Source organism: Allobosea sp. 05T439 (genome assembly GCF_056396005.1).
In genome coordinates, this window is the sequence record NZ_JBFTKP010000017.1 from 90,103 (window position 1) to 109,529 (window position 19,427).

The 19,427-nt window shown below is 65.6% G+C and carries 19 protein-coding genes and 1 other RNA gene; 7 read left to right on the forward strand and 13 right to left on the reverse strand.

The features are described from left to right. Positions 1 to 62: 62 nt before the first annotated feature. The 9 genes from AC1DIO_RS20280 to tkt all read right to left on the reverse strand — a co-directional run bounded on the left by AC1DIO_RS20280 (position 63) and on the right by tkt (position 10,238). Positions 63 to 851 (reverse strand): inositol monophosphatase family protein, encoded by a 789-nt coding sequence (locus AC1DIO_RS20280; RefSeq protein WP_476770458.1) that lies wholly within the window; start codon positions 849 to 851, stop codon positions 63 to 65. 71 nt (positions 852 to 922) lie between these two features. After that, on the reverse strand, positions 923 to 1,858 hold the full coding sequence (locus AC1DIO_RS20285; RefSeq protein WP_476770457.1) for a tetratricopeptide repeat protein: 936 nt from the start codon (positions 1,856 to 1,858) through the stop codon (positions 923 to 925). Continuing rightward, positions 1,855 to 2,502 carry a thiamine phosphate synthase gene (locus AC1DIO_RS20290; RefSeq protein WP_441488199.1) on the reverse strand — a complete coding sequence of 216 codons (648 nt, stop codon included), beginning with the start codon at positions 2,500 to 2,502 and terminating at the stop codon, positions 1,855 to 1,857. Before AC1DIO_RS20290 ends, AC1DIO_RS20285 begins: the two co-directional genes overlap by 4 nt. Positions 2,503 to 2,504: 2 nt before the next feature. Continuing rightward, positions 2,505 to 3,659 (reverse strand): benzoate/H(+) symporter BenE family transporter, encoded by a 1,155-nt coding sequence (locus AC1DIO_RS20295; RefSeq protein ID WP_476770455.1) that lies wholly within the window; start codon positions 3,657 to 3,659, stop codon positions 2,505 to 2,507. A 269-nt stretch (positions 3,660 to 3,928) separates the two neighbouring features. Then, positions 3,929 to 5,008, reverse strand: a complete 1,080-nt coding sequence (fba, locus tag AC1DIO_RS20300; RefSeq protein WP_441488201.1) for a class II fructose-bisphosphate aldolase — start codon at positions 5,006 to 5,008, stop codon at positions 3,929 to 3,931. A 407-nt stretch (positions 5,009 to 5,415) separates the two neighbouring features. Continuing rightward, entirely contained in the window at positions 5,416 to 6,606 is a 1,191-nt protein-coding gene (locus tag AC1DIO_RS20305; RefSeq protein ID WP_476853994.1) for a phosphoglycerate kinase, read from the reverse strand. After that, positions 6,603 to 7,064: a hypothetical protein gene (locus AC1DIO_RS20310; RefSeq protein ID WP_441488204.1), complete on the reverse strand. Its 462-nt coding sequence runs from the start codon at positions 7,062 to 7,064 to the stop codon at positions 6,603 to 6,605. The genes AC1DIO_RS20305 and AC1DIO_RS20310 overlap by 4 nt, the downstream gene beginning before the upstream one ends. 69 nt (positions 7,065 to 7,133) lie before the next feature. Then, a complete protein-coding gene (gene gap, locus AC1DIO_RS20315; protein WP_476853995.1) occupies positions 7,134 to 8,144 on the reverse strand; it encodes a type I glyceraldehyde-3-phosphate dehydrogenase in 1,011 nt (336 codons plus the stop codon). Between the two features lie 96 nt (positions 8,145 to 8,240). Continuing rightward, complete coding sequence (gene tkt / locus AC1DIO_RS20320) at positions 8,241 to 10,238, reverse strand: transketolase (protein WP_476776087.1); 1,998 nt, start codon at positions 10,236 to 10,238, stop codon at positions 8,241 to 8,243. A gap of 272 nt (positions 10,239 to 10,510) precedes the next feature. On the opposite strand from tkt, the gene AC1DIO_RS20325 reads away from it, so the two are divergent. From AC1DIO_RS20325 to AC1DIO_RS20350, 6 genes are all read left to right on the forward strand, one after another. After that, positions 10,511 to 10,798, forward strand: coding sequence for a DUF4164 family protein (locus AC1DIO_RS20325; protein WP_371331978.1), 288 nt, complete (start codon positions 10,511 to 10,513; stop codon positions 10,796 to 10,798). A 14-nt stretch (positions 10,799 to 10,812) separates the two neighbouring features. Beyond that, positions 10,813 to 11,181 (forward strand): cell division protein ZapA, encoded by a 369-nt coding sequence (locus AC1DIO_RS20330; protein ID WP_069879404.1) that lies wholly within the window; start codon positions 10,813 to 10,815, stop codon positions 11,179 to 11,181. Between the two features lie 133 nt (positions 11,182 to 11,314). After that, entirely contained in the window at positions 11,315 to 11,812 is a 498-nt protein-coding gene (locus AC1DIO_RS20335) for a hypothetical protein (RefSeq protein ID WP_476832076.1), read from the forward strand. A 69-nt stretch (positions 11,813 to 11,881) separates the two neighbouring features. Beyond that, a non-coding RNA gene (ssrS, locus tag AC1DIO_RS20340) (6S RNA) lies at positions 11,882 to 12,036 on the forward strand. Between the two features lie 8 nt (positions 12,037 to 12,044). After that, complete coding sequence (locus AC1DIO_RS20345; RefSeq protein WP_441506995.1) at positions 12,045 to 12,623, forward strand: 5-formyltetrahydrofolate cyclo-ligase; 579 nt, start codon at positions 12,045 to 12,047, stop codon at positions 12,621 to 12,623. Between the two features lie 55 nt (positions 12,624 to 12,678). Further along, a complete protein-coding gene (locus tag AC1DIO_RS20350) occupies positions 12,679 to 13,506 on the forward strand; it encodes a TIGR00282 family metallophosphoesterase (RefSeq protein WP_441488209.1) in 828 nt (275 codons plus the stop codon). Between the two features lie 19 nt (positions 13,507 to 13,525). Here the strand turns inward: AC1DIO_RS20350 and AC1DIO_RS20355 are convergent, their stop codons facing one another. Then, a complete protein-coding gene (locus tag AC1DIO_RS20355; RefSeq protein ID WP_476832077.1) occupies positions 13,526 to 14,881 on the reverse strand; it encodes a methyl-accepting chemotaxis protein in 1,356 nt (451 codons plus the stop codon). A 258-nt stretch (positions 14,882 to 15,139) separates the two neighbouring features. Between AC1DIO_RS20355 and AC1DIO_RS20360 the strand changes: the two genes are divergently transcribed. Further along, positions 15,140 to 15,886, forward strand: coding sequence for a YebC/PmpR family DNA-binding transcriptional regulator (locus tag AC1DIO_RS20360; RefSeq protein WP_069879409.1), 747 nt, complete (start codon positions 15,140 to 15,142; stop codon positions 15,884 to 15,886). 104 nt (positions 15,887 to 15,990) lie between these two features. Here the strand turns inward: AC1DIO_RS20360 and AC1DIO_RS20365 are convergent, their stop codons facing one another. The 3 genes from AC1DIO_RS20365 to AC1DIO_RS20375 form a co-directional block, all read right to left on the reverse strand. Next, complete coding sequence (locus AC1DIO_RS20365) at positions 15,991 to 16,770, reverse strand: sulfite exporter TauE/SafE family protein (protein WP_476770808.1); 780 nt, start codon at positions 16,768 to 16,770, stop codon at positions 15,991 to 15,993. 167 nt (positions 16,771 to 16,937) lie between these two features. Continuing rightward, on the reverse strand, positions 16,938 to 17,969 hold the full coding sequence (locus tag AC1DIO_RS20370; RefSeq protein WP_476854007.1) for a DUF1254 domain-containing protein: 1,032 nt from the start codon (positions 17,967 to 17,969) through the stop codon (positions 16,938 to 16,940). A gap of 14 nt (positions 17,970 to 17,983) precedes the next feature. Continuing rightward, the gene (locus AC1DIO_RS20375; RefSeq protein ID WP_476853996.1) at positions 17,984 to 19,393 is read right to left on the reverse strand and encodes a DUF1254 domain-containing protein; all 1,410 of its coding nucleotides are present in this window, start codon (positions 19,391 to 19,393) and stop codon (positions 17,984 to 17,986) included. Positions 19,394 to 19,427 lie beyond the last annotated feature (34 nt).

The following is a 19,427-nucleotide window of genomic DNA, read 5'->3' on the forward strand; positions in this document are numbered from 1 at the left end:
CTGGAGGCAGACTGTCGCCTCCCGCTGCGCCATGATCAAGCGTGAAAGATCAAAGCTGTATGTCAGCCAGCCGTCTTGAGCGCGGCGCGAAGCGCTTGTTCACCGACTTCGTTGCCGCAGATGATATCCTTGGCGCTGGTCGGCTGCTTGCCATCGAGGGTGCCGAAGGTACCGCCAGCCTCGCGGATCATCACGGCGCCCGCCGCGAAATCCCAGGTGTTGAGGCCGCGTTCCCAGTAAGCGTCCATCCGGCCGGCCGCGACATAGGCGATGTCGAGCGCAGCGGAGCCCAGGCGGCGGACATTGGCAAAGCGCGTCATGACGGCGCCGAGCTCGCGCAGAAAGAGCGGGTGGCCGCCCTTGCCGATATGCGGCACGCCCATGCCGATCAGCATGTCGGTCGGCTCACGGCGGCCGGAAACGCGCATCCGGCGGTTGTTGACATAGGCGCCCTTGCCCTTCTCGGCGATGAAGAGCTCGTCCTTGGCTGCATCATAGACGATGCCCGCGACGAACTGGTTGTCGCGCTCCAGCGCCACCGAGATGTTCCAATGCGGAATGCCGCGCAGGAAGTTATGGGTGCCGTCGAGCGGGTCGATATGCCAGCGGTTGCTCTCGTCGGTGCCGTGGACGACGCCGCTCTCCTCCATGACGAAGCCGTAGCCTGGCCTGGCCTTCTCCAGCGATTCGCGCAGGATGCTCTCGGCCTTGTGGTCGGCCTTCGAGACGAAATCACCCGGGCCCTTGGCGAGCACCTGCAGGTTCTCGATTTCGCCGAAGTCGCGCTTCAGCGAACGGGACGCCTTCATCACGGCGTCGGTCATCACGGTCATCAGGGGAGAGCGGATCATCTAAAACCTCATGCGCGCCTTGAACGCGAGAAGGCCGGCAGCGCCATCGCTCCGGCCTGGAAATTCTGCCGTCACTTGCTCGGCTGGCTCGGCGTAGTCAAGGCCGTGCCCTCGATCCGGTCGGCGGCGACGCGTGCGATCCGGTTCATCTGCTCAGGTGTCATGCGATCAAGCAACTGGTCGAGCATGGGATCGTCGAGGCCCTGGGCCCTGGCGGCGAGATGCCAGGCAGCGGCCTCGGCACTGTCGGGAGCGATGCCGCGGCCAGCCAGATAGAGACGGGCGATGCGGTTCTGCGCTATCGCATTGCCCTTGTAGGCGGCGCGCAGGAAGAGCCTGGCGGCAGCTGTTTCGTCGGTGGCGACGCCCTCGCCATTGAACAGCATGATCGCATATTCGATCTCGCCCGCGACATTGCCGCTCTGTGCCGCCTTCGCCATCCATTCGGCGGCCTTCGCATTGTCCTGCGGCACGCCGCGGCCCTGATTGTAAAGCGTGCCCAGCGCGTGTTCGGCATCGCCGATATCGGCTTTCGCGGCGATTTCGAGAGAGGCAATAGCCCGCTTGTCGTCGGCCTCCTTGCCTGTCGCGAGCAGCGCCAGGGCCAGGTTGTAGTTGGCGGCCGGATGCCCGGCTGCGGCGGCACGTTCCAGCAGCTGGCCGGCCTTGGCGGGGTCGCGCTTGCTGCTGCGCTGGTCGAGCAATGCGATGGCGAGCGCATAGACGGCGTTGATGTCGCCACGGTCGGCTGCGCGCTCATACCATTCGGTGGCGGCCGTGGTGTTTTCCGGGACGCCGAGACCCTGGCGATAGATTTCGCCGAGCAGTGTCATGGCAGCAGCGTCAGTGTTATCAGCCTCGACGCGCTTTAGCGCCTCTTCCTGAGCCCTGCGATAATGGCCAGCCTGAAGGGCGCCATAGGCAAGGTCGATATCGGCGGCCGACGCAAGCCCGGCCGGCGCGAGCGCCAGCCCGACGAGCAGCAGGTTGCGCCGAAGGCGTCTCACCGGCCGGCCTTCCGGGTTGCGCAGGCGGCAATCGCCGCATTGGCGGCCTCGACAAGGGCGCGGATGTCCTGATCTTCGCCAAAGGCCCATTCGCCGAGCGCGATGAATTCGGCGCCGGTTTCGACAAGTGCCGGCACGGATGCCGCGTCGGGCGCATAGGCGACGCATGGCGTCTCGAAGATCTCCGCCCACCAGGTGGCGCGCTCGACGACGGCCGGCAAAGGCGGCATCGAGCCGTCAGGCCGCGGTTCGCCGAACATCACGTAGTCGACGCCTGCCTCGCCGACATCCATGGCGTCGTGCCGGGCGCGCAGGCCGCCGGCGCCGATGATGCGCTCATCGCGCAGGCTGGAGCGCGCCTCGCGGATCGCCTCCGGGCCGTCGACCAGGTGCACGCCATCGGCGCCACCGCGTGTCGCAATCAGCGCGGAACCTTCGACGACAAGCGCAACGCTGTTCGACTGAACGGGCCCGGCGATGCGCTTGACGCGCTCGATCCGGCTGCGGTCGTCGCCCTCGGTGAGGCGGAGCAGCACGGCGGCGACGTCGCCGCCGGCGAAGGCCTGCATCAGGCGGAATGACATGGCCTCGGCATCCGCGACGGGCGGAGTGACGAGCATGAGGCGGGTCTGTGAGGTTGTCATGGTCATGATCTTGCGCGCAAACGGCCTGCGAGAGCGTCCAATGTCAAGACCGCAAGCCCGGCGACCAGACTCCAGAAGGCGGAACCGACGCCGAAAAGCGAGAGGCTGGACGCCGCAACGGCGAAGGTGATGACGGCGGCGAAGCGCTCGGAATCCTTGGCCATGGACTGGCCGAGCGCGCCTGTCAGCGAGCCGATGAGGCCGAGTCCCGCGACCGCGACGATCAGTGCCTTGGGCATGGCGATGATGAGCGCGAGCAGCAGACCGGCTGTCGCGGCGATGCATAGCCAGAACAGGCCGTAGGCGATGCCGGCCTTCCAGCGTTGCTTGGGGTCGGGATGAGTGTCGGCGCCCGTGCAGATCGAGGCGCTGATCGCTGCGAGATTGACCATATGCGCGCCGGTCGGCGCCGTGATGAAGGACATCAGCCCGGTGACGAACAGACTGGGCGAAGTCGGCGGATGATAGCCGGCGGCGCGCAGCACGGCGAAGCCCGGCAGGTTCTGCGCGGCCATGGTGACGAGATAGAGCGGGATGCCGATGCCGATGATCGCGGTCAGGTCAAAGCGCGGCCAGGTCAGGACGAGTTCGGTCAGCGCCATGTCGCCGCCGGGCAGGGTTGCGAGGCCGGTTCCAAAGCTCAGCGCCAGGCCGGCAGCGAGCGCGGCGATGACGCCAAGAAACGGGTTGATCAGGCGCGCGACCAGGAAGACGGCGAGCAGCGTCAGGACAAGGGCGGGTTGCAGCTTCATCTCGTCGAAGACGGCGACGACAAAGCGGAAGATGACGCCGGCGAGCATGGCCGAGGCGATGGTCATCGGAATCCGCTCGATCAGCGCGCCGAGCGGCCGGAAAGTGGCGGTCAGCATCATCAGCGCCGCAGCGGCGAGGAAACCGCCGATCGCGGCTGCGAGATCAAAGCCGCTTGCGGCCGCGATCAGAGCGGCGCCGGGTGTCGACCAGGCGCAAATGATCGGCATCCGATGGCGCCAGGACAGCCAGATGCTGGCGAGCCCCTTGGCGATGGCGAGCCCGACGATCCAGGACACCGTCTGTGCCTGTGTCGCCCCAATGGCTTGCGCCGCGGCAAGCACGACCGCGACGGAGGCGGCAAAGCCGACAAAGACCGCGACCAGCGCGGAAAAGACGATCGACATCGGGCACTACCGCGGCAGTAAGGTAAGCCGCGCAGGGAGTGCGCGGCCAGACGGGCCTTTCCTTGAACCAGAAAAGCACGGCGCCCGGAAGGGCAGGGACGAAACCGGCTCATGTCCGCGGCGCCTGTCGCGGAGCTGCCACGGCTCCCTTTTCAAAGTGAAACGCCCGGCGAAAGGCCGGGCGTTTCTGTTCGGTGGGTTCAGGCCTGGGTCGCGACTCTGCGCCGCGCCGCGCCGATCCGTCCGTCCGTCCGTCCGAGCGGTGTGACTTACGCGGCCCTGCCCGCAAAGGTCGGGTCGAGCTCGCCCTTGGCGTAACGCTTGGCCATCTCGGCGGTGGTGGCGACGCGCTTGATCTTCGAGGCCTGTCCGGCGGTGTTGAACTCCTGCAGGCGCAGCGTGCAGAGCTTGGTCATTGCCTCCATGGCGGGCTTCAGATATTTGCGCGGGTCGAATTCGCCGGGATGCTCGGAGAGGATCTTCCGGATCTGGCCAGTCATGGCCATGCGATTGTCGGTGTCGATGTTGATCTTGCGCACGCCGTGCTTGATGCCGCGCTGGATCTCCTCGACCGGTACGCCCCAGGTCTGGGGCATCTTGCCGCCATACTGGTTGATGATGTCCTGCAGGTCCTGCGGCACGGAGGAGGAGCCGTGCATCACGAGATGCATGTTCGGCAGCTTCTTGTGGATCTCCTCGATGACATGCATGGCGAGGATCGCGCCGTCGGGCTTGCGCGTGAACTTGTAGGCGCCGTGCGAGGTGCCCATGGCGATGGCGAGCGCATCGACCTTGGTCTCGGCGACGAATTTCACGGCCTCCTCTGGATTGGTCAGGAGCTGGTCGTGGGAGAGCTTGCCCTCGAAGCCATGGCCGTCCTCCTTCTCGCCTTCGCCGCTTTCCAGTGAGCCGAGCACACCGAGCTCGCCCTCGACCGAGATGCCGCCGAGATGAGCCATCTCGGTCACCGTCTTGGTCACACCGACATTGTAGTCCCAGTCCCCCGGGGTCTTGCCGTCGGCCTTGAGCGAGCCGTCCATCATCACCGAGGTGAAGCCGGCCTGGATCGCGGTCATGCAGGTCGCCGGCTCGTTGCCGTGGTCGAGGTGAACGCAGACTGGGATATGCGGATAGATCTCGGTGACGGCGTCCATCATGTGCTTGAGCATGATGTCGTTGGCGTAGGAGCGGGCGCCGCGCGAGGCCTGGATGATGACGGGCGCATCGGTCGCGTCCGCTGCGGCCATGATCGCCAGTGCCTGTTCCATGTTGTTGATGTTGAAGGCGGGCACGCCGTAATCGTTCTCGGCGGCATGGTCGAGCAGTTGGCGAAGCGTGATGCGGGCCACGATGGTCCTCCCTTTGGGCTTAGAGCGTTCGGGGAGGATTTAGTGCGGATGACCCGTCATGGCAAAGCGAAAGCGGCCGCAGCGTGAATGCAGTTCGTGGCCGCGCGCTCCCATGAGGCGCGCCTGCTCGGCAAAGTCGCCGGTATGGTCTCGGCCATCGTGACCAGGCCTGCAGGGTCATGTCCCTGCTTTTGGACGAGCTCTTCCGGGGAGCGCATAGCCGAGCATATGTCCAAGGATGACTGAGGTTCAGTCACCGGGCCCGCAGCCAGAAGGCCGGTGATGCCGATCGGCAACCAGCGCGGCCCCGGCCAGCCGACGAAGTCGGCAGGCACGTCGATTGTTCGATTGGAGCCCTGCCAGACCTGCTGTGCAGACGTGGAACAGGAAGATGAAGGCATTGCGGCTTACCGCGTCCGCAGCGCCTCGACCCCCGGCAGGGCCTTGCCTTCCATCCACTCGAGGAAGGCACCGCCCGCCGTCGAGACATAGGACAGGTCGTCGGCGACGCCAGCATGGTTCATTGCTGCAACGGTGTCGCCGCCGCCGGCAACGGCCACGAGCCGGCCGGCCTTGACGCGCTCGGCCGCAGCCTTGGCGACTGTGACCGTCGCCGTGTCGAAAGGATGCAGCTCGAAGGCGCCGAAGGGGCCGTTCCACACCAGCGTCCTGACGGTGTCGAGCTTGAGCACGACCTCGGCGACGCTGAGCKGGCCAGCATCGAGGATCATCTCGTCGGCAGCGACCTCGGTGATCGGCACGACGCGGTGTCCGGGATTGGCCTTGAACTCACGGGCGACCAGCGCATCGACCGGCAGCATGATCTCGCAGCCCGCAATCCTGGCCTTCTCGTCGATCTCGCGGGCGGTAGCGAGGAGATCATGCTCGCAGAGCGACTTGCCGACATCGACGCCGCGCGCGGCCAGAAAGGTATTGGCCATGCCGCCGCCGATGGCGAGGACGTCGACCTTCTTCACCAGGTTGCCGAGCAGCTCGAGCTTGGTGGAGACCTTGGCGCCGCCGACGATCGCCATGACCGGGCGGGCGGGATTGTCGAGCCCGGCGCTCAGCGCTTCCAGCTCGGCCTGCATGGTGCGACCGGCATAGGCCGGCAGCACATGGGCGAGGCCCTCGGTCGAAGCATGGGCACGGTGGGCAGCGGAGAAGGCGTCATTGACGAAGATGTCGCCATTGGCGGCGAGCGCCCGGACGAAGGCGGCGTCGTTCTTCTCGTCGCCCGCATGAAAGCGGGTGTTCTCCAGCAGCAGGACTTCGCCACTCTTGGCCGCGGCGACGGCCTTGGCGGCGTCCTCGCCGATGCAGTCATCGACGAAGATCACCGGCTGGCCAAGCTGATGGGCAAGCGCCATGGCGACCGGCTTCAGCGAATCCTTGGGATCGCGACCCTTCGGCCGGCCGAAATGCGCGAGCAGGATGACCTTGCCACCTTTCTGCGAGATCTCGCGAATGGTGGGCAGGACACGGTCGATGCGTGTCGTGTCGGTGACCTTGCCGGCGTCCATCGGCACGTTCAGGTCGACGCGGACAAGCACGCGCTTGCCGGCGAGATCGGCGTCGTCGAGCGTGCGGAAGCTCATCGTGGCAGAAGTCCCGGAAACAGGCCCGGCACGCCGAACTTCAGCACCAGGATGGTGAGCAGCACGGTGAGAACGGCAGTGACGAGGGCGGTCGTGAACAGGGTCGCCGAACGAGGAGTCGCGTCGACGCGTTCGCGCAGCGCCGCAACCTCCTGGCGGATTCCCGCGAAGTCCATGGCGCCGGTCGCGGTCTCGACCTTGGCCGCACTGCGCTCCAGCGAGGCTTCGGCTCGGGTGAAGACGGCCTCGTAGCGGGCAAACTTCTCCTCGATGCGCGCCGCCTTGTCTTCGATGCGAGAGAGTTGGTCGAGCTTGCGCGGCTCCGCGGTCGGCGCCACCTCTTCGGTCCGGCTGGCTGCGGAGAGAGCCGTCACCGTTGCTCCCGATGCGCCGGGCGCAGCGATGGAGGGTTCGGAGAGGCTCGCCGGCGCGGCGACGGTCGGCTCGATCTTGGTCATGCGCGTTCCGTTCGTTCGAGAAGGGTCAGGCGGGGCCCGGCAGCGCGCGGGGTCCCGCCGGCCGTTGCGTCAGATGAGCTTCGCCATCGCGACGGCAGTGTCGCTCATGCGGTTCGAGAAGCCCCACTCGTTGTCGTACCAAGCCAGGATGCGAACGAACTTGTCGTCCAAAACCTTGGTCTGGTCGAGCGCGAAGGTCGACGAAGCCGGGTCGTGGTTGAAGTCGATCGAGACGTTCGGCTGGTCGGTGACCGCGAGGATGCCCTTGAGCGGACCGCGCTTCGAGGCCTTGATGATGGCTTCGTTGATCTTCTCGACCGTGGTCTTGCGCTTCGAGATGAACTTGAAGTCGACGACCKAGACGTTCGGGGTCGGCACGCGGATCGAGGTCCCGTCGAGACGGCCCTTCAGCTCGGGAATGACGAGGCCGATCGCCTTGGCGGCGCCGGTCGAAGTCGGGATCATCGACAACGCGGCAGCACGGCCGCGATAGAGATCCTTGTGCATCGTATCGAGCGTCGGCTGGTCGCCGGTATAGGCGTGGATCGTGGTCATGAAGCCTTTGTCGATGCCGACCGCGTCCTGCAGCACGCGCACGACTGGCGCGAGGCAGTTCGTCGTGCAGGAGGCGTTCGAGACGACGAGATGGTCCGTGGCCAGGGCGTTGTTGTTGACGCCGAAAACCACGGTCAGGTCGGCGCCATCGCAGGGCGCCGAAACCAGCACGCGCTTGGCGCCGGCGGCGAGATGGGCGGCCGCCTTGTCGCGGGTCGTGAAGATGCCGGTGCATTCCAGCGCGATGTCCACGCCGAGCGCCTTGTGCGGCAGGTCCTTGGGATCGCGGATCGCCGTGACCTTGATCGGTCCACGGCCGACATCGATCGTGTCGCCGGAGACTGTCACGGTACCGGGGAAGCGGCCGTGGACGGAGTCGAAGCGGAAGAGATGGGCGTTGGTCTCGACCGGGCCGAGATCGTTGATCGCCACGACCTCGATATCCTTGCGCTTCGACTCAATGATCGCGCGCAGAACATTGCGCCCGATGCGGCCGAAGCCGTTGATCGCCACCTTGACCGTCATCTCAATCCTCTCCTTCGCCGATTCACGGCGGGTTGGCCGTTATTCACGCGGGCAAATCGGCCAAAGCATGGCCAAACGCAAGTGTCCGGGTAAAACTCAGCCGTTATGCCGCTTCAATGCGGCTTCGACCACTGCGTCGGGCGTAATGCCGAAATGCTTGTAGACGTCCTTGTAGGGGCCGCTGGCGCCGAAGGAGGCCATGCCGACGAAGATGCCGTCATGGCCGATCACCGCATCCCAGCCGAAGCGGACGGCGGCCTCGATCGCGATCTTGACCGGGGCCTCGCCGATGATCTGGTTCTGCGTCGCCTCGTCCTGAGCGAGCAGCAGTTCGAGCGAGGGTACAGAGACGACACGGGCGCGAACGCCCTTCTCGGCCAGAAGCTTGCGGGCCGCAACGGCGATCTCGAGTTCCGAGCCGGACGCGAAGAGCGAGACCTGCGCCTTGCCGCCCTCGGCCGCCTGCAATTCATAGGCGCCCTTGGCCGAGCGGTTGGTCGCGGTGCCATCCGTGCGGAGCGGCGCGAGATTCTGGCGCGAGAGCGCCAGCACGGTCGGCCCTCCGGTCCGCTCAAGCGCGATCTGCCAGGCTTCCGCCGTCTCGATCGCGTCGGCTGGGCGCAGCACGCGCATGTTCGGCATCGAGCGAAGCGAGGCGAGATGCTCGACCGGCTGGTGGGTTGGGCCGTCCTCGCCCAGGCCGATCGAGTCATGGGTCATGACATAGACGACCGGCAGGCCCATCAGGGCCGCCAGACGCATCGAGGGGCGGGCGTAGTCGGCGAAGACCAGGAAGGTGCCCCCGGCGGTGCGGAAGCCGCCATGCAGGGTGATGCCGTTCATCGCGGCAGCCATGCCGTGCTCGCGGATGCCGTAACGGATGTAGCGCCCCTTCGGGGTCTTGAGCGTGAAGTCTTCCAGCCCCTTCGCCTTGGTGTTGTTCGATGGCGTCAGGTCGGCCGAGCCGGAAACCAGCTCCGGCATCACCGGCACGATGACGTCGAGGGCGAGCTCGGAGGCCTTGCGGGTCGCGACGGTGACCGGGTTGGCGGCAAGGGCCTTCTTGTGGGCGACGATCACCTTGTCGAGCTTGCCCGGAATCGTGTGGGCGAGGCGGCGCTCGAACTCGGCGCGCTTGCGTGGCGACAGCGCCTCGAACCGGGCGAGCCAGTCCTTGTGGGCGAGGTGGCCGGCAGAGCCGAAGGCGCGCCAGCTCTTGAGGATGTCGGGGGCAATCTCGAAGGCCGCGCCGGTGATGCCGAGCTTGGCCTTCGCGGCTGCGAGTTCCTCGGCGCCGAGCGGCTCGCCATGAGCCTTGGAGGTGCCGGCCTTTTTCGGTGCGCCGAAGCCGATCACGGTCTTGCAGGCGATCATGGTCGGCTTGTTCGACTTCTGGGCGCGGCGGATCGCGGCCTCGATCGCGTCGGGGTCATGGCCGTCGACGCGCTCGGAGCGCCAGCCACAGGCCTTGAAACGCGCGACCTGGTCGACCGAGTCGGAGATCGAGAGCGGGCCATCGATCGAGATGCCGTTATCGTCCCAAAGCACGATCAGCTTGTTGAGCTTGTGGTGGCCGGCAAGCGCGATCGCTTCCTGGCTGATGCCTTCCATCAGGTCGCCGTCGGAGGCCAGGACATAGGTCTTGTGGTCGACGACCTTCTTGCCGAACTCGGCGGCGAGCATGCGCTCGGCCATGGCCATGCCGACTGCGGTGGCGAGACCCTGGCCGAGCGGGCCAGTGGTGGTCTCGACCCCGACAGTCATGAAGTTCTCGGGATGCCCCGGGGTCTTCGACTCGAGCTGGCGGAACTTCTTGAGGTCGTCGAGCTCCATGCCCGGCGTGCCCGTGAGATAGAGCAGGGCGTAGAGCAGCATCGAGCCGTGACCGGCCGAGAGAATGAAGCGGTCGCGATCCGGCCAGCGCGGATCGGCGGCGTCATAGTTCATGACGCGGGTAAACAGCACGGTTGCGACGTCGGCTGCACCCATCGGCAGGCCGGGGTGGCCGGACTTCGCCTGCTCGACGCCATCCATTGCCAGGGCGCGAATGGCGTTGGCGAGCTTGTCGTGCTGGGCGCGGTCGATCGTGGTCATGGTGTCATTGGCTCCGGCGGGCGGAAGGGCGCGTCCCGCGTCCGAACCATGCCGGAAGGGCATGAGGGCGACGGTCCGGTAGGCTTTCGGGGCATCGTTTTCGTGCGGGTGCTCGATAGGATGCCCGCTCTCCCGGAGTCAATTCATCAGGGGGCTGCTATCACAGTTGAGAGCTGCGAATATCTGCCCGAAAGCGTTTCCCACTTGCTCATATCCTGCTTTAGGCTCGCGAATCATGGAGCCGGCTTCGAACTGAAAGGGAGGAGACGACCGTGGCGAGCCTGATGCTGGACAATGCGCTTGCGCGACTCGATAGCGCACTCGCGCAACTCGAGGCGGCTGCGCGCCGACGCATCGAGGCGGAGCGCGGACGGGCCAACCTCGAAACCGAGCTGACCTTGATGCAGGATGACAGGGCCCGGCTCGCAGCGGAGCTCGATGGCGCGATCGCGCGCGTCGGCCAGGTCGAAACCGCGGCGGGCGACGTCGAACGCAGGTTGGAGAAGGCGTTGGGCGCGGTGGGTGACGTGATCGCCCGCGCCGAGGCGCGCGAGCACTGAATACGGAGGGCGTGATGCCGCAGGTGAATGTCACGATCGCGGGCAAGGCCTATCGCATGGCCTGCGGCGACGGCGAGGAAGCCCATCTCGAAGGGCTCGCCAATCTCTATGACGGCAAGATCGATGAAATGCGCCAGGCTTTTGGCGAGATCGGCGACATGCGTCTGCATGTGATGGCCGCGCTGATGGTTGCCGACGAGGTGTCGGAGCTCAAGGAACGCGTCGCGACGCTGGAGAACATGCTCGCGGCTGTGCGCGGCGACGCCGGCTCTGCCGATCAGCGCCTGGGCGAGGTCGAGGAGCGCGCCGCCGAAGCGCTGGTCACTGCGGCAGAGCGTATCGAAAGCGTAGCGCGCAGCCTGATCCCAAGCCCAGTCGGCTGAAGCCTCGAGGCACGGCATCGCCTATCCCGATCCGATCGACGGCGTGATCCAGCACGGACTGGTGCGGGCGGCCTGGCAGTGCCCTGCGGGGGCGACGATTGCCCCGAGGCGTTCTCTGGGTGAAACAGCGGCGATGCAGCCCTATGCGATTTTCCTGAGCGGCCCGATCGGCGCCGGCAAGACGACACTCGGCAAGGCGCTGGCCACGGAACTCGGTGGCGGCTTCATCGACGGTGACGACCATTCGGATCCGGATCTGCCCTGGTATCGCTCAATCCTGCGGACGAGCCGATCCGTGGTCAGGACTGGCCTGACAATCCTCGCGGTTCAGCCAGTTGTCGTGATCGCCTATCCGCTGGGGTGTAGCACCTGGATCTTCTACCGGCGTCATTTCACGGATGCTGGCGTTCGCCCGCTCTTCATCAGCCTGCGCGCCTCCTATGCGGGTATCACATCGGCGGCACGCGGCCGTGCATTCGACGAGGACGAGCATGAGCGCATCCGCGTCATGCTGCATGAAGGTTATGCGGAACGTCCCTTCAGCGATCTGATCATCGACACCGACCTGCTGCCGTTCGAGGCGACGTTGCAGCAGCTCACCCGGGACGTGCGAGAGTTCTTCTCGGCGTGAGCCAGCATCCTGTGCGCCGGCTGCAACTCGCCACTGGCGCTTTGCCGGCGAGCGTCCTACATAGTTCTGGCGGGGCTGCCCGGTGCGTGAGAGTATGTATTCCCGGGCCCATACGATCTCCTCGGGAGCTGTCCCTGACTGGGTCCCTGGACCCAGACATATGGCGCCCACCTACTTAGTAGGTGTCCCGGGATCGAAAACTCCACGGCCAAGGTGGCTCCGCGCTTTCTCCATGCATACTGACCTTCAAACGACGCCGCTCCGCGGCAAGAGCGAGTTGCGGATCGAGGCGCTCGCGCGCCGTGACGCGCTTGAGATCGATGACCGGCTCGAATGGGATCAGGCCATCGTCGCCGGCGTCCTGGCGCTGCCGGCGCTGGCTGGAGGCGGAACCGTCTCGGCCTATTGGCCGATGCGCTCCGAGGCCGACCCCCGCCCGGTTCTGGAAGCCCTGCACGCGCGGGGCGTTCCGCTCTGCCTGCCGGCTATCGTCAATGGCGCGATGATTTTCCGGAGCTGGGCGCCATGGGAGCCGATCGTGCCCGGTGGCTTCGGTACGCTGGTGCCCGAGCCGCAACAGCCGCAGGCAAGGCCGAGCATCCTGCTTGTGCCGCTTGCGGCCTTCGACCGCCGCGGCTACCGCATCGGCTACGGCAAAGGCTATTACGACCGCACGCTCACCGAGCTCGGAGCGGTCACTACGATCGGCCTCGCCTATGGTGCGCAGGAGATCGCGGCTGTTCCCGATGAGCCCCATGACCGCAAGCTCGACTGGATCGTGACCGAGCGCGAAACCATCCGCTGCGGTTGATTCGCGTGCGCGTTCGCGTCAGTGAAGCGCTCCTTCTTCGTTCAGGGTTCCCGTCATGCGTTTTCTTTTCCTCGGCGACGTCGTCGGTCGCCCCGGTCGCATTGCGGTTCAGGAGCGCCTGCCTGGCCTGCGTGAGCGCTGGAAGCTCGACTGTGTCGTGATCAATGGCGAGAACTCGGCCGGTGGCTTCGGCATCACCGAGGCGATCTGCGACGAGTTTCTGGCCGCGGGGGCCGATGCCGTGACGCTCGGCAACCATTCCTGGGACCAGCGCGAGGCGCTGGTCTTCATCGAGCGCCAGCCCGCATTGGTCCGCCCCGCCAATTATCCGCCCGGAACGCCCGGCCGCGGCGCGACCGTGATCGAGGCGCGCAACGGCGCGCGCGTGCTGGTCGTCAATGTGATGGGGCGGCTGTTCATGGATCCGCTCGATGACCCCTTCGCCGCGGTCGAACGCGAACTCGCAGCCTGTCCGCTGCGCGAGGTCGCCGACGCCGTCATCATCGATGTCCATGCCGAGGCGACCAGCGAGAAGCAGGCCATGGCCTATTTCGTCGATGGCCGCGCCAGTCTCGTGGTCGGCACCCATACCCACGCCCCGACCGCCGATACGCGCATCCTGCCTGGCGGCACCGCCTACCAGTCCGATGCCGGCATGTGTGGCGACTATGATTCCGTTCTGGGCATGCACCGGGAGGAGCCGGTTCGCCGCTTCCTGCAGAAGGTGCCGGGCGCGAGGCTGGAGCCTGCGACCGGACCTGGAACACTGTCTGGCGTGGCGGTCGATATCGACGACGCGACGGGGCTGGCCCGGGCGGTCTGGGCCGTCAGGCTGGGGCCGCATCTGAGCGAGGCCACACCGGAGGCCTGGGAGCGGGGCTGATCACCCCACCCTGAACCGTTTAGACGGTGCGGCCCTGACGGGCGAGGTTCTCGAAGGCGGAGGTGAGCGACGAGGCTTGCTTCGCCAGGTTTTCCGCGACGCTCAGGACGTCCGAGACATTGGCGCCGGCTGTCTGCGCCATCTCGCTGACCCCGCTGGCGGCCTGCGCGACTTCCTGCGTTCCGAGCGCGGCCAGGTTGACGCTGCGGGCAATTTCCTGCGTTGCGGCGCGTTGCTCGTCGATCGAGCCCGCGATCGTCACCGTCGTCTGCTCCATCTGCGTGACGAAGGCGACGATGCTCTCGATTGCCGCGACTGCCTCGCGCGTCGCCGCCTGCATCGCCGGCACCTGAGCCGCGATCTCGTCGGTTGCCTGGGCCGTGCGCGCCGAAAGCTGCTTGACCTCATTGGCGACCACGGCAAAGCCGCGCCCGCTTTCGCCGGCACGCGCAGCCTCGATCGTGGCGTTGAGCGCGAGCATGTTGGTCTGGGCGGCGATGGTCTTGATCATCTCGACCACCGCGCCGATGGTTTCGGCCGAATGCGCGAGGCTCTTCACGATGATGTCGGTCTTCATCGCGGCCGCATTGGCGTCATGCGCCATGTTCGCCGCGCGCGAGATTTCGGACGAGACATCGTTCAACGAGATCGAGAGCTCTTCGGCCGCGCTGGCGACGTTCTGGACGTTTGCCGAGGCTTCATCGGAGGCCTGCGCGGCGACGATGGCCTGCGTGCCGGTATCCTGCACGACGTTGCTGACGGCGCGTGCCATGGTCTCGACGCGGGTGGCACCGGTGTTGACCGTGTCGACCACACCGCGAACCGTGACCTCGAAGGCCTCTATCTCGGCGCGGGTGCGCTCGCGGCTTTCACGCTGGACTTCCGCATAGGTCTCGAGCAGCAATTCGAGGTCCAGTTGCACGGCCTTGTTGAGCGCAGCCCTCATGGCAATGCCCCGGACGAAGCGCTTGTGCTGCCAGAAGCCATTCAACTTCTGGAGGCCGTCGCGGTCGACACCAAGCTCGGCGCCGATCGCGTTGGAGACGATCGTGTGGCAGATCGCGACCGCATAGACCGGAACACCGTGACGATAGAAGGCTGCGGCGAGGTTGCGGGCGGAGTGGAGGTAGCCATCCCCGAGTTCGCCCGAGGCCAGCCTGATCCAGTGCGCCAGCCTGAGTTCATGAACCTCGGGGGTTTTCAATGCGCGGCTGGTTTCCGGCCAGGGATCGAATTCGACGTGCAGTTCCTGCAGCAACCCCGGCAGTCTCTCCTTGGCGAAGGCGGATTGCAGGCGCAGAAGGGCGAGATCGTCGGCGCCGATCTGGAACGCGCGGAAGCGCACGTCCTGTTCTGCGATGGCTATGCTGGACACAGATTTCATGAGGTCGGGAGAGCTGCAATCTGGCAGGAGGGACTGATCTGAAGTGACCCTGACCCAGTTCGGCAAAGATTGGCTTAACGCTGCTCTTGCCGCGCTTCTGCCGTGGAAACGCAGTAGGAGCATCGTCATTCAGGGCGGCCCGGCGGCTTGCCTGCCGGCAAAAGCCCCGCTTATAAGGCGCGGATTGCCTCGCCGGGCCCAGTTTGGTCCGCCTTGGCAGGTCCACAGTGACAAAAGAGGCTGACCTCGATGGCCGGGCATTCCCAATTCAAGAACATCATGCACCGCAAGGGCAAGCAGGACGCGGTGCGGTCCAAGCTGTTCTCGCGGCTCGGGCGCGAAATCACCGTCGCGGCCAAGATGGGCATGCCCGACCCCAACATGAATCCGCGCCTGCGCATGGCGGTGCTCGCCGCGCGTGCCGAAAACATGCCGAAGGACAATATCGAGCGCGCCATCAAGAAGGCGGCCGGCAATGAAGGCGAGAACTATGACGAGGTGCGCTACGAGGGCTATGGCCCGGGCGGTGCCGCCGTCATCGTCGAGGCGCTGACCGATAACCGCAATCGCACCGCTTCGGCCGTCCGATCCTACTTCACCAAGGCCGGTGGGGCTCTTGGCGAAAGCAACTCCGTCTCCTTCATGTTCAACCGCGTCGGCGAGGTCACCTACCCGCCGGAGGCCGGCGATGCCGACAAGGTCATGGAAGCGGCGATCGAAGCTGGCGCCGACGACGTCGTCAGCGACGAGAACGGCCACACGATCCTGTGCGGCTTCGATGCGCTGAACGAAGTCTCCAAGGCGCTCGAAGCCTCGCTCGGCGCGCCGGCTTCGGCCAAGCCCGTCTGGCGCCCGACGACGACCGCGCCGCTCGACGAGGAGAAGGCCGCATCGATGATGCGGCTGATGGAGGCGCTCGACAATGACGACGACGTGCAGAACGTCTTCGCGAATTTCGAGATCGCCGACGAGATCATGGCGAAGCTCGGCTCGTAAGCAGCCCTGCCAATCATGGTCGGGCTTGTCCCGGCCACGACGCCTGCTCCTTCATCGCGTGCGGCAAGGCGCGACTACTTGCCTGCGAAGGCGAACGCGGCGGTTCAACGCCCCAGCATGCCATCCCATAGCGGCAGGCTGACCAGCGCGCTGAGGAAGATCACGAGATAGGCGATGCGCCGGAACGTCTCCTCGGAGGCGATCCGGAAGGCATGCGTGCCGACCCAGAGACCGGCGCCGTAGATCGCAAACAACGGCAGCGCCATCGCGAGCGATGCGGCCGTGATGATGCTCTTCAGCCAGAGCAGGACACCGCTGACCACGGTCGACAGGCCGAAATAGGTCTGGAGGTTGGCACGCGCTTTGTGCCGGTCGTTGCGCTGGGCGCCGAGCCAGAATACGGCCAGCGGCATGCCGCCGATACTGGAGAGGCCGTTGAACAGGCCGGACAGCGAACCGACACCCAGCGAGAGCGGGATGCCCGGCTTGCCGTGATAGCGCCAGCCCGAGGCCATCAGCGTCACCGCGGCGAGAACGAGCACGGCGACGATCCAGCGCATCGTCCTCGGCTCCAGCCAGGTCAGCAGCCAGAGCCCGAATGGCAGCGTCAGCGTCGCGGCGATCAGCAAGGGGATGACCTCGCTCCATTCGGCACGCTTGGCCGAGCGGGCGGCGATCGGCAGCGCGAAAGGCAGATCGATCACCCAGATCAGGCCGAGCGCTGCGACGGGGCCGAGCACCAGGCTTGCCAGCGGCATGAAGACCATGGCGAAGCCGAAGCCGGTGAACCCGCGCACCAGTCCGCCGAGCAGCGTCGCGCCGAGAAGGGTGGTTATCCCCGAGAGGGTGAGGCTGGGGAACAGCGCGGAAAGCAGGTCGGTCATCGGTCCAGGGAGGTCAGGCAGTCGGGGCAGCCCACCATCACCCAAGTCCCGGCGGGATCAACTCTTTCCTTGTGATGGCATCGATATGTGCACGTCATCGATGCCATGAGGATCGCGCGCGGTCATGCGCGCCTGATCAACTGCGCGTCCGCGCATGCCCGCCTTGCTCAGCTTGCGGCCACGGGTTCCGGGAATTTCCATTTGCCGTTCAGGATCTCAGCGCGTGGGCGATAGAGGCGAACCGTGTAATTCCAGCCCTTCATGATCGGCAGGCAGTTCGGGATCTTGCCGTCGCAGCCGCCGAACTGGATCGAGATCGAGCCGTCGCCATTCTTCCTAGCGGTGATGTTGTTCAATGAGTAGGCGCCGTAAGGATTCTTTTCGTAGTAGCCCTCGGCATTGTAGAGGCTCACCGACCAGAAGCCGTTGACCGGCACATCCTTGACGTTGAGCTTGTAGACKGTGGTTCCGTCATTCCTCGCCGGCGTGACGTTGAGATAAGTGGCGTCCTTGTCGGGGTTGCCGCCCCAGCCTGTCGCGGTCCCGATCAGGTGCCGAATGGGATCGACTTCCTCCTTCGTGCCGAAGGCCTTCTTGAAATCGGGTATCGTCGAGCCCAGCACCAGTAATGCGTCACGGACTTTCTTCTGGCTGGCCTGATCCCAGTTCGGCACGTCGAACTTACCCGCGCGCTTCTGGCTGACCTTGATGGCATCCTGCAGGGCGTGAACCTGCTGCACGTCCTTTGGATCCACAGGGTCGACCAGGGTGCGGATGGCAACCGCCGCATAGCGCGTGCCGACCCTTTGCCTGTCGAGGGTGTAGGAGCCGGCGCCATAGGCCACCATCGGGGTATAGTGGTCCTCGTTGATCACCTGCATCGACATGAAGCGCTTGCCTGCCGTCGGCAGCGTGATCGTGACCGGGCCTGCGTCGAGATCGAAGACGGCCGCCGAATAGAGCGTATCGCGGTTGAGGCGGATAACGGTCTGGTTGTCGATCGCGGCCGGCTCACGCCGGTGCACGAATTTACCGAGGCTGCCGTCCTTGACCATGTTGCTCATGTAGAGGTCCGATTCGGCGCGGATGAAATTGTCCACTCCGACTGGGGCTGCAGGATCCGACGGCGCCTGCGCGACCGCGCCGCCCGTAACCGCCAGCGTAGCGGCAAACGCGTAAATCGTGAGCTTGGTGTGCATCTCGGCCCTCTGGGTCAGTTCTGTGGCTGCAGCGGTGGGGATTTCCATTTGCCGTTCAGCGCCGCCGGCTTCGGCCAGTACAGCCGCATGACCGCGAAGAACGGCCCCGTCGGCGCGGGCAGCCAGTTGGCTTCGCGCTCCTTGCCGGGGGACTCGTTTTGCACATGGACCGTGATCCCGCCATCCGCATCGCGCTTCAGGCCCGGCAGCATCGGCGAATTGATCAGGTAACGGTTGATCGGGTTGGCATAGAGCAGGCTCGCCGGCAGCTCGTACATGGTCAGCGACCAGAAGGCGTTGACCGGTGGCAACTGCCCCGGTGCAAAGCGCAGGGTGTAGCGCTTCGCCCCGTTCAGCGTCTGCTTGGCGGAGTCGATGAAATAGGCGGGATAGAGCGCCTCCTGCTTCGCATTGCCGTAGATGCCGAGGACAGCGCTTGCCATTCGCAGCATGTAATTGTTCTTCAGGAAGGCTCGCGTACCAAACCCGTCCGCACTCGAACTCTTGCCGGTATCGACCTCTGTTTCCTTGTACAGTTTGAATGCGGCCCAGCCATCGGCCATGCCGTCCTGCAGGGCCTGGCGTAGTTCAGGCGAGAGCGCATTCGCGTCGAAGCTCTTTCCGCCGCCGACGCCGATCTTCGAGAAACGCGCCATCAGCGCCCTTTCGGACGGATGCGTCGGGGCAAATTGCAGAACGAAATTCAGGACGTTGAAGGTCTCGAGCGAGCTGCGCTCCTGCTCGGGCGTCAGCGGCTTGATGAAATCGACCGTCGGCGCCGGTGCTGGTGCTGGCCGTCCCAGAAACTGCGAGAGGGGCTGGACCTTGTAGCCGGCCTGGACCGCCTTGACCTTGTCGATGTCCCCGGGGTCGAGGAGCTGGGTTCGGTACAGCACGAAGGCGAAATCGGTCTCGGAGCGGATCACCTGCTTGATGCCGGCCGGCTTCTCGCCCCTCCATTTCGGACCCGCCAGCAGATAGCTACCAGCGCCGTTCCCGGTGGCGCGGCTGCCGACATAGGCGAAATCGAAGGTGTACTGGTCGATGAACTGAAGGGAGTAATAGCGGCCCTTCTCGACCGCGGGCACCGTGAAGACGAGCGGCTCGGCGCGCAGGTCGGCACCGACATAGGAATAGGGCGTGTCCGAGTTGGGCGTCTGGATCGCCTTGTCGTCGGGCGTATAGACCCGCGCGTTGTTGACGAGCGTGTTCCAGGGAGCCTTGAACTCCGGGCTGTAGCGATCGACGAAATAGGAATGCTGAATGCGGTAATTGTCGACGAGCGGGAAGCCATAGATCGTGGCTTCCTTGGCGATGGCGCGAGCTTCGGCGGGGGTAGGAGCTTGTGCGTGCGCMGTGAGTGCCAGCGGCGGCAGCAACAGGGCAAGCGATGCGGCGAGAGAGACGAAGAGCGACGTTCTCATGGCGTATTCCCCTGGATTCCTGCGCTGAAATCTT

Coding starts and splice junctions, on each gene's coding strand:
- AC1DIO_RS20280 (WP_476770458.1), bottom strand. CDS start 851: ATGATCCGCTCTCCCCTGATGACCGTGATGACCGACGCCGTGATGAAG.
- AC1DIO_RS20310 (WP_441488204.1), bottom strand. CDS start 7,064: ATGACCAAGATCGAGCCGACCGTCGCCGCGCCGGCGAGCCTCTCCGAA.
- tkt (WP_476776087.1), bottom strand. CDS start 10,238: ATGACCACGATCGACCGCGCCCAGCACGACAAGCTCGCCAACGCCATT.
- AC1DIO_RS20345 (WP_441506995.1), top strand. CDS start 12,045: ATGCATACTGACCTTCAAACGACGCCGCTCCGCGGCAAGAGCGAGTTG.
- AC1DIO_RS20365 (WP_476770808.1), bottom strand. CDS start 16,770: ATGACCGACCTGCTTTCCGCGCTGTTCCCCAGCCTCACCCTCTCGGGG.
- AC1DIO_RS20330 (WP_069879404.1), top strand. CDS start 10,813: ATGCCGCAGGTGAATGTCACGATCGCGGGCAAGGCCTATCGCATGGCC.
- AC1DIO_RS20350 (WP_441488209.1), top strand. CDS start 12,679: ATGCGTTTTCTTTTCCTCGGCGACGTCGTCGGTCGCCCCGGTCGCATT.
- AC1DIO_RS20360 (WP_069879409.1), top strand. CDS start 15,140: ATGGCCGGGCATTCCCAATTCAAGAACATCATGCACCGCAAGGGCAAG.
- AC1DIO_RS20335 (WP_476832076.1), top strand. CDS start 11,315: ATGCAGCCCTATGCGATTTTCCTGAGCGGCCCGATCGGCGCCGGCAAG.
- AC1DIO_RS20295 (WP_476770455.1), bottom strand. CDS start 3,659: ATGTCGATCGTCTTTTCCGCGCTGGTCGCGGTCTTTGTCGGCTTTGCC.
- AC1DIO_RS20290 (WP_441488199.1), bottom strand. CDS start 2,502: ATGACAACCTCACAGACCCGCCTCATGCTCGTCACTCCGCCCGTCGCG.